Source organism: Anaerostipes sp. CAG:276 (assembly GCF_000432215.1).
Taxonomy (GTDB): domain Bacteria; phylum Bacillota; class Clostridia; order Lachnospirales; family Lachnospiraceae; genus Anaerostipes; species Anaerostipes caccae.
On the sequence record NZ_FR889202.1, the window covers coordinates 3,195 to 16,468 of the forward strand.

A 13,274-nucleotide genomic window follows, 5' to 3' on the forward strand; every position below is an offset into this window, starting at 1 on the left:
TTCTGGGATCGTATCCAGAAAGGGTGACGGAATCAAACGTCCGAAAGGGCTGGAAGGCAAAAAATACGCCACTTGGAATCAGGATATTGAAAAAGCGATCTTAAAACAGGTGGTAGAAAAAGATAAAGGGAATTTCAGCAAAGTAAACATGATTCCGAGCACTGTCACAGATGAGGTCTCTGCATTAAAGAGCAAAAAAGTGGATGCCATCTGGATTTACTATGGATGGGCAGGGATTGCCACGGAGGTGGCCGGACTTGATACAGACTACTTTGCATTCAAAGATATTGATCCGGTCTTTGACTATTATACGCCGGTGATCATCGGGAACAGTGAATGGATGAAAAAGAATCCGGAAACGGCAAAAGCATTTTTGTCAGCCGCAAAAAAGGGCTATGAGTATGCCATTGAACATCCCAAAGATGCAGGAGATATTCTCTGTGAAGCATCACCGGAACTGGATTCTAAAATGGTACAGGCCAGCCAGAAATATATGAAGGATCAGTATAAGGCTGAAGTGAAGCAATGGGGCTATATTAATCCTGAAAGGTGGAATGCATTTTATAACTGGATCAGTGAGAAAGGTCTTTCAAAAACAAAGATTCCGGAAAACACCGGATTTACCAACGACTATTTGGAGTAAAGAAAATGTCGGATTTGACTGTAACGGGTGTTACGCTTGCATATGAGAATACAAATATAATAGAAGACATTAATATAGAGCTGCATGACAATGAACTGGTCTGTCTGCTGGGTGCCAGCGGCGGAGGGAAGACGACTCTGTTTAATGTGATTTCCGGACTGAAAAAACCTGATCAGGGAAAAGTCATGCTGGACGGCAGGGATATTACGGGACAGCCGGGGAATATCAGTTATATGCTTCAGAAAGATCTGCTGCTCCCTTATCGGACAATCGAGGATAATGTAGCACTGCCGCTTTTGATTAAAGGTGAGAACAAAAAAGCTGCCCGTCAAAAAGCCGGGGAACTTTTTCAGGAGTTTGGCCTCGAAGGCACTCAGAAAAAGTATCCGAAACAGCTTTCGGGAGGTATGCGCCAGAGGGCTGCGCTTCTGAGGACCTATATGTTTTCTAAGAATGTGGCTTTGCTGGATGAACCTTTCAGTGCATTGGATACACTGACGAAAAGTGATATGCATCGGTGGTATTTGGATGTGATGGACAAGATCCATCTGTCTACACTGTTTATCACCCATGATATTGATGAAGCGATCCTGCTTTCAGACAGGATTTATCTGCTGACCGGAAGACCCGGAAGGATTACGGAAGAAATTGTGATCCGGGAGCCTAAGTCCCGGAGAAAAGATTTTAATCTGACGGAAGAATTTCTGGAGTATAAGAAAGATATATTGAAAAAGCTTTAGACAGATATGATTATATTAATACAGGCCTTTGGAAAAAATTATATATTGTTTTCCAAGGGTCATTTTTTATAATTTTAATTAGAGGGATAACATATATAAACGGGTGCACAGGGCTGCATCCGTATTTCATTTTTAAAGAGAAAACTTGCTGTCGGATTAAGGTTCCATTTTCAGTACAATATTTGCACAAAACAAGAAAAAAAGAGTGACAACAACTGCTATTTTCTGAAAAAACGAAAGAGAATATAATGAAAGCACAAATAAAATTGAAACAATCAGGAGGAGCAGACATGTACGAAAAAGAAATGATCATTAAGAACAAAACAGGACTTCATGCCAGACCAGCAACGGATTTATCTACGTTATGCCAAACTTATGAAAGTGATATAAAAATCAGGACAAATGATACGGAAATTGATTCCAAGAGTATTATCAGCATTTTGTCAGGAGGGATATGTAAAGGAACAAAAATTAAACTTGTAATAAACGGAACAGATGAAAAAGAAGCAGGAGAGAAAATCAGTGAATTTATTGAAAATTTAAAGGAGTAGATTGCTTTGGAATTAAAAAGCAGACCGGCATATATTTTAAAAATTATACTAGAACAAAAAAACGGTTATACGGTTGACCGAATTATTGAGAAATTAAACATTACAAAGAGAACATTTTACTATGATTTTGAACTGATCAATGACTGGCTTAAGAGCAGGGAATTAGGCAGGCTGGAGATACAGTCAAAAATTATCTGTGTCAAATCAAAGAAAATTGAAATACTGGAAGCTGAGATGAGGAAGAACGGAAGCTACTATTATTCTGTACAAGAGAGAAGAATACTGGAACTCTTAATGATACTGCTGTCTGCCGAGGTTGTAACAATAGAGAAGATGCAGAACCTTTTTGATGTCAGCAAAAATACAATCTTAAAAGATATTAAAGAGTGGAAAAAAATTTTGGGTAACCAGAATATTTCTATAGCCAGTTCGATCAAGTTCGGATATGTACTCCAGGGAGAAGAATTTGCAATCAGAAAAATTGTGGGAAAGGAAATTAAGAAATTACAAAATTTTCAGCCTAAGGATATATTGAAAAAATGGATGCAGCAATCTTTGGTTACGATAACCGGAGAGGACTACGATTACCTGGAGATTGCCAGATGTCTGATAAAGCAGTATGAACAAGACGAAAATATCAAACTGGTTTTGGAAAATGAAGAACTGGAATGCAGCATGATCCTGATTTCCTGGATCAGAAGCATGGATGGCTACACGATGAATCTTCATACAGAAGAAAAAGTAACTTTAGTTGAAACAAAGCCGTATCAATCACTGAAACAGAGTTTTGAAAAATTAAAAGTTTATAACTTAGAAATTCCTGAATCGGAAATATATTATATTGCAACTCTCTTGTTAGGGATAAAGGTTGCACAGTTTGTTTCCCAGGATCAGGAAGATCTGTACATATCTAATTTTACAAAAGCGCTGGTTGTAAATTTTGAACGGATTGCCTGTATTTCTTTTGATAATAAAGACCGCTTAATGACAAGGTTAAAAGGGCATATCAGACCATTGTATTATAGATTGAAATATGGAGTGCAATCGACAAATCCCCTGGTTCAGGATGTCATGAGAATGTATCCCGAAATATATGATTTCACTGGGAGAGCCGTGAGGGAGATGAAAGATGATCTTGCCAAAATGTTAACATCAGATGAGATTGCATACTTAACAATCTATTTTATAAGCGATGAGAAGTATCAGACAATTCAAAAGAAAAGCAATGTCTCTAAGGTCTTAGTACTCTGCGCAGATGGAATGGCAACTTCAACTTTAGTAAAAGAACAGCTGAAAACACTGTTTGGCAGCACCGCCGACATTAAATTGGGCATTATTTCTGAGGCTAAAAAATATAATTTGGACGATTTTGCGCTGATCATTTCCACGGGATATTCAGAGCTGCTGGCACACCGGAAAAATATTGTGTTTACCAATGTTATTTTGGAGGATTCTGATAAGAAAAAAATCATCCAGGTCATGAATCAGTGCGGGGTCATCGGTGAGTATAACAAAACAATTCAAAGGATCATATCGGCGGCCGTTCAGAGTACAAATGGCATTGTTGATGAAAATGAACTATATTTTGATGTGCTGCGGATATTATTTGAATCTGATAACAGAAAGATAGACAAAAAATTAAATTCTATTGCAAATTATATTCAAAATCAAAGATACAGCGTACTGCCTGCACGCAGCACCAAAGAAGAGCTGCTCATGCAGGGATGCCAGAAAGCGGTTGGCGAAAAAGCGTGGAAGCGTCTGTATAACAGATTATGCAATATGATGAACCATAACAAAATCAAATTTTATGAAATTTCTCAGGATGTCGTAATACTCCATTGTCCTATGCGCGGAGATTTAAATGTAGAAATAAATTATGAAATTGTTGTTTCAGAAGAAAGAATCAAAATATCTGAAGAGATAAAAGGAAAGATATTCATCTTCTTTGTGACCGTAGATCAGAATACACATTTTCCTGTGCTGGAAGGTATTTATCGTTACTGTGAGAGTGAAAAGGGGAAAAGTTTTATAGTTGACATGAAAGGAGTTAAGAAATGAAAAAACGGAAAGGAACCGGAGGTGCTGAAGGTAAAGCTGCTGGCACCATTCTGGTTTTAAACAATTTGGCTTTTGAAGCGAGAGCTGAAAAGTCTGAAGATGCAGAATACGAAATCAGCCGTTTTGAAACGGTAAGAAAAGAATACAAGGAGGAGCTGAAGCAACTGTATAGAGAGGCAGAGATTTCAGCAGGAGAAGAGCCTGCAAACATTTTTCTGGCTTATATTGAAATGGTAAATGACGATGCTTTTTTTGGGAAAATTATCAGGAGGATACAAAATGAAAAATTGAACCTGGTTTATGTTTTAGAAGAGGAGAAAAAAGCGGCGGCTGTAATATTTCAAAGTATGGATGATCCATATATGCGGGAGAGGGGGACCGACATTGAAAATGTGTGTGATGCTTTGATCAGGAAGATGGAAGGATTAAATTCCCCAATGGATGAAGTTTCAAAAACAAAAGAGGACATTGTGATTGTCGCGGCGGATCTGACGCCGGAAGACATCATGCGGATGGACACAACACATGTAAAAGGGTTTGTAACTGAAAGAGGAGGGAACACATCTCATACGGTGATTCTTGCAAAAGCATTAGGGATACCGGCTGTTGTGGGTGTGAAAAATATATTGGAGGAAGCCGGTTCTAAAACTAATATTTATATGGATGGCGGGGAAGGTACAATAATTTTAGAACCGGACCAGGAGGTATCAGACATCCTTTGAAAGGAGGTTTCTATGGAAAAAAGGTGTATATACTGTGGGCAGCCAATCACTAAAAAGCCGGCAGCTGTTTGGCTGAAAAGGGAAAAAGAAGAAGTCCAGTGCTGTAGTATGGACTGTTATAACAAAACGTCCAGATTTATTAAATGGGATCAAGCGTCAAGGCTCAAAGCATATGTCATTATTGGAATATGTGCTGCTGTTAATTTAATAAGCATTGGTTTCTCAATGGAAGGCTGGTGGACACATATACCGTTAGTTGTCATAGGGATGTGTTTATGTAAGTGGCCTCTGGTATTTATGCATTTTCATAACTATGAAAAATTCGGAATCCCCAAAACACTCAGGTATGTCCGTTTTGCCGCAGGGGCGCTTATTGTGTTCGGAGCAGCCATTACGGTATGGGATATATTTTTCTTATAAAACAGGTATAAAAAATGTAAAACCGGCGAAATAAAAAGTGAAAGAAACTGCTCTTTTTGATAAAAAACATTGGTGTTATAGTGTATTTAGAAATTAAGTTATCGATAACCAAATATTCTATAAAAGTCTAAAAAAGAAAGAGGTGACCATTTTTGAAACTGCTAGATGAAGAACTTGTAGTTATGGATGCAGAAGTTAAAACGGCAGAAGACTGCATTCGGCTCGGCGGAACGATTTTTTATGAAAAAGGGTATGTAAAAGAAGGATATACACAAGCTGTGATAGACCGGGAGAAAGTATATCCCACCGGTTTGCCCGGAAAAGGAGTTGCGATTGCGATTCCCCATACAAATAATACATATGTAAATAAACCGGCGGTAGGTGTCATCATACCCAGAGAACCTGTAAGATTTTGTGCAATGGGAACAAAAGATGTGTGGCTGGATTGTGAAGTGATCATTCCTCTGGTGATCAAAGACTCAGATATGCAGATCAGTATGCTGAAGCAGATGATGAAGATCATTCAAGACGGAGAGCTGTTGAAGAAAATCAGGGATTCTAAAGACAGATCAGAAATCCTGGATTGTTTAAAAATTTTAGAAGATTAGAAAGGAAGAGAAATTATGAGAGCAATAAAAGTATTATCAGTGTGCGGTTCGGGAACGGTGAGCTCAGCAATGCTTTCTTCAAAATTAGCAGATATATTTGAGGAAAAAGGATATGAGATGGAAGCTACGGAAGTGAGTCCCGGAGGTGTTCCGGGTGCCATGCAGGGAGGCGGTTATGACTTGATCGTTTACACAAGCCCTGTGGAAGGAAACTACGGGGTTCCCATTTTGAATGCCACAGGTTTCCTTGTGGGCATTAATGAAGAGGAATTTATTGAAGAATTAATGCAGGAGGTAGAGAATCTGGAACTGTAGCTTTGAAAAGCGGGAAAACATTCATACGAGGAGGTTGAAATATGTGGGATACACTGAAACTGTTTTTTGATACATTCGGAAACTATATAACAGTGCCGATTATCATCTTTATTATTTGTTTAATATTCAAAGCGCCGGTAAAAAAGGCTTTTATGTCTGCTGTGCTGATCGGTGTCGGTTTGAAAGGTATGGCGTTTATAACCAGTGCGTTTGGCAGCGTATTATCAGCATTAGTGACAAAATTGATTGAACAGACGGGAATCAATCTGCCGGCGCTGGATGTAGGGTGGCAGGCCGTTGCTTCGGTGGCTTATTCGACAGACATCGGAATGATGTTTATCGGAGTCGGGCTGATCTTCCAGATTGTAATCTTCCTTGTAAAAATTACAGATATTTTTCAGCCGTCGGATCTTTGGAATAATTACTCAATCATCGTATGGGGATCGCTGTTATACCAGATCAAAGGAAATCTTGTGATGTCATTTGTTCTTATGCTTTTTGTCAATTTGGTTGTCTTGCTGCTTGCGGAGATTGTTCAAAAGAGATGGTCAACATACTACCACTATCCAGGCTGTGCAATGATAGCACCTCATCACATGGGGGATGTACCGCTGTATTTAGTCTTAGACTTTATACTCGGGAAATTAGGAGCAGATAAGATTAATTTAAGACCAGACGCGATCAAGAAGAAAATCGGATTCCTGGGTGAACCAATGTATGTAGGCTTGATCGTGGGCCTGATCCTCGGAATTGTCGGAAATATCTCCACTTTAAATGAGATGACTTCATGGGGACAGGTTGCAGATGTTGCAGTCACCTGTTCAGCGGTAATGGCAATCTTCCCTAAAATTGCGGGATTGTTTGCCTCAGGATTTACGGTCATTACGGATTACTCAAGAAAGACATTAAAGAAATCAAAGTATGGAAAGGACCGGGAGTTTATCATCGCAGTAAATGATGCATTGGGATATGGAGAAGCGGCTACATTGACAACAGGCCTGTTAGTTATCCCGGTCGCCCTTCTGTTAGCCTTCATTTTGCCTGGAAATGTCGTTCTTCCGGTGATGGTTTTACCTTCTCTTCCATATATGGTAGAAGTACCGGTATCTCTGTCAAACGGCAATATCTTTAAATCCTGGATTGCAGCCTGCATTGTGTTCTGCGCAAAGCTGTTAATGGCATCCTCCTGGGCAGCTGTATTTACTGAGATCGCAGTAAATGCCGGATATGAAGTGACTGCAGGAACCGTTTTAATTATCGGATTTATCTTGTCAAACTGTACGGCAGGACTTATTACATACGCATTCCTAACCATGAACCCAATCATTATTGGACTGGTCATAGCTGTCTATCTTTTGTGCTTCGTATTATTTAAGAAGAATAAACAAAAAGTATGGGATTATTTAGAACACAATGCGATGGGAGGAGCACAGGCAGCCGCAGGAACATCGGGCGGAGAAACTGCATAAGACCCAGTGTGAAAGATAGTTTGAAACGAAAGGGGAAATTATGAAGATTGCAGTAGTAGGGGACATCATCGTGAGCAGCGGATTGCTGGCAGAAGCCGCAAAAAGCCTGAATATTGATGATGAACCGGAAATTAAAGAGATTATATGGAATGCAGATGACCGAAAGGATTTTCAGAAAAAGGCTTTAAACATAGAAACAAGGGGACCGGAGGCAGAAGAGATCCCGGAAGAACTTTATACTGAGATAAAAGATACAGATATTCTGCTGGTACATTTTTGTCCCGTTCCGAGAAAATTAATTGAGAGGGCTCAAAACCTAAAATTGATCGGAACATGCCGCGGGGGTCTGGAGCATGTAGATGTGGAAGCCGCGACTGAAAAAAATATTCCAGTGATGCATGTGATCAGAAATGCGGAAGCTACATCAGATTTTGCGGTCGGTTTAATGTTTGCAGAGACAAGAAACATTGCAAGAGCCCATGCGGCAATGAAACAGGGCATCTGGAGAAAAGAGTATGTTAATTCAGCATATACCACTGCAATGAGAGAGATGACAGTAGGGATCATAGGTCTGGGACATATCGGACGTTTAGTGGCGGAAAAAGCTGCCGGGATCGGCATGAAAATCATTGCTTATGATCCTTTTGTGACGCAGGATGTCATGAATGCCAAAGGCATTGCTGTAACAATGAAAGAGAGAGAAGAAGTGTTCAGAGAAGCAGATATTATATCGCTTCATTTAAGAGTAACACCAGAGACTGAAAACAGTATTAATGAAGAAGTTATCAGTCTTATGAAACCGACGGCGTATCTGATCAACACATCCAGAGCAAAGGTCCTGGATAAAGAAGCATTTATAGAAGCATTAGAGAATAAAAGGATTGGCGGAGCAGCATTAGATGTGTATTGGAATGAACCGCTGGATAAGGATGATCCGTTACTGAAACTGGATAATATTACTTTAACGCCGCATAACGCCGGAAACGTTGTCGATGCTCTTCCAAAATCTCCAAAACTTCTGACAGACACGATTAATCGTTTCTGGGAAACAAAAACCGGTGATATGATCGTCAATTTAAACCAGATCACATTTTAAAAAGGGGAACAATATGCTATTAAAAAAAGAAAGAGAATTGGTAGTCGAGTACGGCAAAAAAATGAGTGCAGCCGGTCTCAGCAAAGGGACAAGCGGAAATATCAGTATCTATAATGCAGAAGAAAAGCTGATGGCAATCAGTCCGTCCGGCGTAGGCTATTTTGAAACTGTCCCGGAGGATGTCGTTGTGATGGATTTAGAAGGAAATGTGGTTGAAGGTGATAAAAAGCCTTCCAGTGAATGGGGCCTGCACACAGTCTTTTATGTAAATAAACCGGATGCAGGGGCAGTCGTACATACACATTCTGCTTATTGTACAACGTTTGCATGTCTTAATATGCCGATTAAGGCACTGCATTATGTCATCGGAGGTGCAGGAACAGCAGAGGTACCGTGCGCACCATACTGTACATTCGGAACTCCAGAGCTTGCGGAGGCAGCAATCAAAGCCTGCGGAAAGGGAAAAGCTGTTTTACTTGCAAATCACGGGCTTTTGACCTGCGGACCGGGGATTGAAAAAGCGTTTGGGCTGGCAGTGAATATGGAATTTTGTGCGGAAATGCAGTATCGGGCGATGTCAGTCGGCGAACCGGTCGTTTTAAGCGACGAAGAAATGGACGTGGTTATGGAGAAATTTAAATCATATGGACAGCCTAAGAAAGACAAAGAAGATCAAACATCTAATTGTTACTGATGTTCCAATCCCGGTTTTCCTTTTGGAACCGGGATTTCCAAGTTAATTTAAAGAGGAGCAGAGCCCAGGAATGAAAATGAGAAGAGCAGTTTTGTATGAACAGGAAGATCTTCGGATTGAAGAATGTGAAGTCCCTGAAATCGGGGAAGGAGATGTTTTAGTAAAAAACAAGATCTCTGCTACGTGTGGGACGGATGTAAAAATATATAAGAGAGGATATCCTTTATTGAAACCACCGCATCCATTCGGGCATGAATACTCAGGAGTGATTGCCGCAGTGGGGAAAAAGGTCAAGAATTTCAAAGAAGGAGACCGGGTTGCTGTTCACAATACAGCCCCATGTAATCATTGCTATTTCTGTAAAAAGGGATTTCCGTCTATGTGCGAAGACATGTTATTTAACAGAGGGACATATGCAGAATATGTAAAAGTACCGGAGAGAATCGTAAAACAGAATATGTTTTTGCTGGATGAATCAATTTCTCATAAGAATGCTTGTCTGATGGAACCATTTTCCTGTGCTGTATACGGTATTGAGGAATGTCCCATTCACTTAGGCGATGTGGTAGCGGTAAACGGTGCAGGTCCGATCGGCCTGATGTTTGCGAGGCTTGCAGTGTTAAAAGGTGCCCATGTTATTGTTACGGATAAGGCACAAAATCGATTGGAGCTTGCAAAGAAGCTTGGGGTTCATGAGATATTAAATATTACAAACATTGAGGACAGCGCATTTGCAGTAAAAGCGATGACAGAAGGAGGCAGGGGTGCAGATATTGTAATTGAGGCCACCGGTCTGATCAATGTATGGGAAAGCAGTGTTAAGATGGCCAGAAAAGCCGGTTTTGTTCTTTTGTTCGGCGGAACAAAGGAAAAAAGTATCCTTTCTCTTGATGCAGCTCTTCTGCACTATTCACAAATAACGGTCAAAGGAGTATTTCACACAACGCCGAGACATGTTCAGACTGCGTTGGAATTGTTAAAAATGGGAGTGATCCAAAGTGATGATTTTATTCAAAAGGAATATCCGCTTGAGGAGCTGGAAGAGGCGATACTTGAACATGCGGCCCAAAAAGTAATTAAAAATTGTATTGTTTACTAGAGAGTAAAGGATGGTGATCACGTGTATTCTATTAAATTGGGGTGCGAAAAAGTATTCTGGGGGAAGAATGCGGTACAGCAGCTTAAGACATTGGAAGGACCCAGGAAAAGAGCATTTATTGTCATGAGCGGAAATGTTCTTATCGATGTCGGCTCCTATAAAAAAGTTACGGATGTTTTAGAAGAAGCCGGTTTTGAATACGAGGCCTACACAGAAGTTGAACCGGAGCCAAGTTTTCAAACAATTTTAAAGGGTGCAGAAAGAATGAAAACTTTTAAACCGGACTGGATTATTGGATTTGGCGGCGGGTCAGCAATGGACGCAGCAAAAGCTATGTGGGTGTTTTATGAGAATCCTGCGTATCGGACACTGGAAGAGACAATGCCTCCGAATATCATAGAGAATTTAAGAGTGAAAGCAAAAGTCTGCTGTATTGCTACGTCTGCCGGAACAGGAAGCGAGGCAACCCGCGCAGCTTTAATTAAGGATATGAAACAAAAGAAAAAATATTCTGTCAGAGACATGAATGGAAGGCTGGTTCCGGATGCCGCTGTTTTAGATCCTGAATTTACGGCAACAATGCCCAAGAGTTTAACGGCAGCTTCCGGAATGGATGCCCTGACACATGCAATAGAATCTTATGTAACGCCGACTGCAAATCCATTTTCAAAGGCGATGTCCCTGGCCGCTTTTCTTTATGGATATAAAAGCCTGGAAAAAGTGTACGAAAATCCGGAAGATGAAAATGCGGGAGCAGAGATGCTGGCCGCATCCTGTATGGGAGGAATCGCATTTTCTAATTCCGGATTAGGAATTGTTCATGGGATTGCTCATTCTTTCGGGGCGGAATATGGAGTGCCTCATGGGCTTGCCAATGCGATTGTGCTTCCATATGGATTGGAATATAACAGTCGGAATGATGAAGTTAAAAAAATGTATGATGAACTTGCAGGATTTATTGGGAAAAAATCATTGGCGGATGCAGTTGCTGAGCTGAGTGAGAAAATTAATATTCCAAAGTCAATGAAAGAGAAGGTACAGGAAGACACTTTTATTAAAAATTTGGATAAATTAACAGAGAAAGCAATGAGTGACGTGGCAACGCCATTTAATCCGATTCAGCCGACGGCAAAAGAGATGAAAGAATTAATTCTTAAGGTATACTATGGAAAAGATACTGTGAACAGCTTGTAAAGGCTTAATTTTATATTTTGTCAAAGCTAACCTTTGATAGTAATCGATTTCAGAGGTTAGCTTTTTGAAAAAAAGCTTTAAAAAGAATATTAAAATTACTTAGAAAGAAATATACATAATATTTTTTTATGAGCGAGAGAGAAAAATCCCCGTTCCGTCAAACCGCATGGAAACGGGGATTTTGTACAGACAGGATTAAGACTCATATTTCATACTGTCTGGTTGGGGATTCCTGCTGATTTGGACAGCAATGTCTGCTGTACTCTTAAGTTCCCTGTGAAGATACAGTGCCATGAAAATTGTGACAAAAGCAGAGATCACATCAGCAATGGGCTGGGCATAAAGGATTCCGTTGATGCCCCAAACCGCAGGCAGTAATAAGATGACAGGGACAAAACAAATTCCTTGCCTGCATGCACCAAGGATAAAACCTTCCTTTGCTTTTCCGAGGGCAAGAAAAAGGGATGAGTATACAGTATAGAAACCAAAGAGCAGGAAAGAAAATCCGTTTGCCCGCAGTGCCGTTTGCCCGGCCTGGATCATCTCTATATCGCCTGCTGTAAATCCTGATATAATGGATGAAGAAAATAAAGCGGCAGCTGCTCCGAAGATAAAACAGAAGATTGTGGACCATAAGATAGATGTCTTGATCGCTTCATGTAAGCGGTCATATTTTTTTGCACCATAGCTGAATCCTGCAATCGGCTGAAAGCCTTTGATAAATCCGAAGACCATGAGACTTCCCATAGAAATAACTCTTGTGACCACGCCCATAGCAGCAATAACAGAGTCTCCATATACTTTTGTCTGTTTGTTGATTAATGCAATGGAAAGGCTGGTCAGCAGCTGAAAGACCAGTGTGGGTATCCCTATTTTCATAATTTCTGACATAATCTTTTTAGAGAAACAGCAGTCTTTTATTTTGAAATTAAATACACTTTTCTTTCTGAATACATAACATAAATACACAGCAGTAGAAATCATCTGTGAGATGGCCGTAGCGATCGCAGCACCGGCGACACCCAGATTTAGAACATAGATAAAAATTGGATCTAACACTATATTCAGTACAGCACCTGTCAGCAAGGCACACATCGTTGTCTTAGCGGCTCCTTCACTTGTGACAATATTATTCATTGTTACATTAAAGATGTTGAAGATTGATGAAATGATATAAATGCTTGTGTAGGTTGCTGCATAGGGAAGAATGCTTTCTGTTGCACCTAACATCTTAAGGATTGGAGTCAGAAAAATAATGGAAAAAATTATGATTATAGCTCCCACAAATATACTGCTGTAAAGGGCAGTGCTGGCGACTTTATTTGCTGTTTCTTTTTCCCCTCTTCCCAGAAGCCTTGAAATATAGGATGCTGCCCCATTTCCGAATAACAGACCTAAACCTACCACAATCTGTCCCAGAGGAAATGCCACAGAAATCGCACCCATTTGGCTGGTCCCCAGCCCTCCCACAAAGTATGCGTCTACCAGGTTGTATAAGGCATTGATCATCATTCCGATCATAGTCGGCAGCCCCATGGCTAAAAGCGCTTTTGGTATCGGAGCACTTCCTAACAGTTCTATCTTTTTGTTTTGTTCACTCATAATGAACTCTCCTTTCGGTTGACATAAAATATAAAATATATTACTATAAATTATAGTGAT

14 protein-coding genes are annotated in these 13,274 nt (G+C 40.2%); 13 read left to right on the forward strand and 1 reads right to left on the reverse strand.

Annotated elements, in window-relative coordinates:
• From QVP35_RS13135 to QVP35_RS13195, 13 genes are all read left to right on the forward strand, one after another.
• Positions 1–643: ABC transporter substrate-binding protein (locus QVP35_RS13135; protein WP_288187925.1), on the forward strand; the 643-nt coding region annotated here is incomplete at its 5' end.
• Positions 644–648: 5 nt separating this feature from the next.
• Positions 649–1,383, forward strand: coding sequence for an ABC transporter ATP-binding protein (locus QVP35_RS13140; protein ID WP_009291125.1), 735 nt, complete (start codon positions 649–651; stop codon positions 1,381–1,383).
• Between the two features lie 290 nt (positions 1,384–1,673).
• The gene (locus QVP35_RS13145) at positions 1,674–1,934 is read left to right on the forward strand and encodes an HPr family phosphocarrier protein (protein WP_009291126.1); all 261 of its coding nucleotides are present in this window, start codon (positions 1,674–1,676) and stop codon (positions 1,932–1,934) included.
• Between the two features lie 6 nt (positions 1,935–1,940).
• Positions 1,941–3,995 carry a BglG family transcription antiterminator gene (locus QVP35_RS13150; RefSeq protein WP_006567705.1) on the forward strand — a complete coding sequence of 685 codons (2,055 nt, stop codon included), beginning with the start codon at positions 1,941–1,943 and terminating at the stop codon, positions 3,993–3,995.
• Positions 3,992–4,717: a phosphoenolpyruvate-utilizing N-terminal domain-containing protein gene (locus QVP35_RS13155; protein WP_022261250.1), complete on the forward strand. Its 726-nt coding sequence runs from the start codon at positions 3,992–3,994 to the stop codon at positions 4,715–4,717. The genes QVP35_RS13150 and QVP35_RS13155 overlap by 4 nt, the downstream gene beginning before the upstream one ends.
• Positions 4,718–4,729: 12 nt before the next feature.
• A complete protein-coding gene (locus QVP35_RS13160; RefSeq protein WP_006567703.1) occupies positions 4,730–5,137 on the forward strand; it encodes a hypothetical protein in 408 nt (135 codons plus the stop codon).
• 152 nt (positions 5,138–5,289) lie between these two features.
• Positions 5,290–5,745, forward strand: coding sequence for a PTS sugar transporter subunit IIA (locus tag QVP35_RS13165; RefSeq protein ID WP_006567702.1), 456 nt, complete (start codon positions 5,290–5,292; stop codon positions 5,743–5,745).
• 15 nt (positions 5,746–5,760) lie between these two features.
• Complete coding sequence (locus QVP35_RS13170; protein WP_009291130.1) at positions 5,761–6,060, forward strand: PTS sugar transporter subunit IIB; 300 nt, start codon at positions 5,761–5,763, stop codon at positions 6,058–6,060.
• A gap of 41 nt (positions 6,061–6,101) precedes the next feature.
• A complete protein-coding gene (locus tag QVP35_RS13175; protein ID WP_009291131.1) occupies positions 6,102–7,529 on the forward strand; it encodes a PTS transporter subunit IIC in 1,428 nt (475 codons plus the stop codon).
• A gap of 40 nt (positions 7,530–7,569) precedes the next feature.
• Positions 7,570–8,625 carry a 2-hydroxyacid dehydrogenase gene (locus tag QVP35_RS13180; RefSeq protein ID WP_009291132.1) on the forward strand — a complete coding sequence of 352 codons (1,056 nt, stop codon included), beginning with the start codon at positions 7,570–7,572 and terminating at the stop codon, positions 8,623–8,625.
• Between the two features lie 13 nt (positions 8,626–8,638).
• Entirely contained in the window at positions 8,639–9,319 is a 681-nt protein-coding gene (locus QVP35_RS13185) for an L-fuculose-phosphate aldolase (protein WP_006567698.1), read from the forward strand.
• A gap of 70 nt (positions 9,320–9,389) precedes the next feature.
• Positions 9,390–10,418: a zinc-dependent alcohol dehydrogenase gene (locus QVP35_RS13190; protein WP_009291133.1), complete on the forward strand. Its 1,029-nt coding sequence runs from the start codon at positions 9,390–9,392 to the stop codon at positions 10,416–10,418.
• A 21-nt stretch (positions 10,419–10,439) separates the two neighbouring features.
• The gene (locus QVP35_RS13195; protein WP_006567696.1) at positions 10,440–11,612 is read left to right on the forward strand and encodes an iron-containing alcohol dehydrogenase; all 1,173 of its coding nucleotides are present in this window, start codon (positions 10,440–10,442) and stop codon (positions 11,610–11,612) included.
• 195 nt (positions 11,613–11,807) lie between these two features.
• Here QVP35_RS13195 and QVP35_RS13200 read toward each other — a convergent pair whose 3' ends face one another.
• Complete coding sequence (locus QVP35_RS13200; protein ID WP_022261251.1) at positions 11,808–13,214, reverse strand: MATE family efflux transporter; 1,407 nt, start codon at positions 13,212–13,214, stop codon at positions 11,808–11,810.
• Between the last annotated feature and the right edge of the window lie 60 nt (positions 13,215–13,274).

Bases quoted from the DNA above. Each gene is read 5' to 3' on its own strand.
- QVP35_RS13140 (WP_009291125.1), top strand. From the start codon at position 649: ATGTCGGATTTGACTGTAACGGGTGTTACGCTTGCATATGAGAATACA.
- QVP35_RS13145 (WP_009291126.1), top strand. From the start codon at position 1,674: ATGTACGAAAAAGAAATGATCATTAAGAACAAAACAGGACTTCATGCC.
- QVP35_RS13155 (WP_022261250.1), top strand. From the start codon at position 3,992: ATGAAAAAACGGAAAGGAACCGGAGGTGCTGAAGGTAAAGCTGCTGGC.
- QVP35_RS13160 (WP_006567703.1), top strand. From the start codon at position 4,730: ATGGAAAAAAGGTGTATATACTGTGGGCAGCCAATCACTAAAAAGCCG.
- QVP35_RS13170 (WP_009291130.1), top strand. From the start codon at position 5,761: ATGAGAGCAATAAAAGTATTATCAGTGTGCGGTTCGGGAACGGTGAGC.
- QVP35_RS13175 (WP_009291131.1), top strand. From the start codon at position 6,102: ATGTGGGATACACTGAAACTGTTTTTTGATACATTCGGAAACTATATA.
- QVP35_RS13180 (WP_009291132.1), top strand. From the start codon at position 7,570: ATGAAGATTGCAGTAGTAGGGGACATCATCGTGAGCAGCGGATTGCTG.
- QVP35_RS13185 (WP_006567698.1), top strand. From the start codon at position 8,639: ATGCTATTAAAAAAAGAAAGAGAATTGGTAGTCGAGTACGGCAAAAAA.
- QVP35_RS13190 (WP_009291133.1), top strand. From the start codon at position 9,390: ATGAAAATGAGAAGAGCAGTTTTGTATGAACAGGAAGATCTTCGGATT.
- QVP35_RS13200 (WP_022261251.1), bottom strand. From the start codon at position 13,214: ATGAGTGAACAAAACAAAAAGATAGAACTGTTAGGAAGTGCTCCGATA.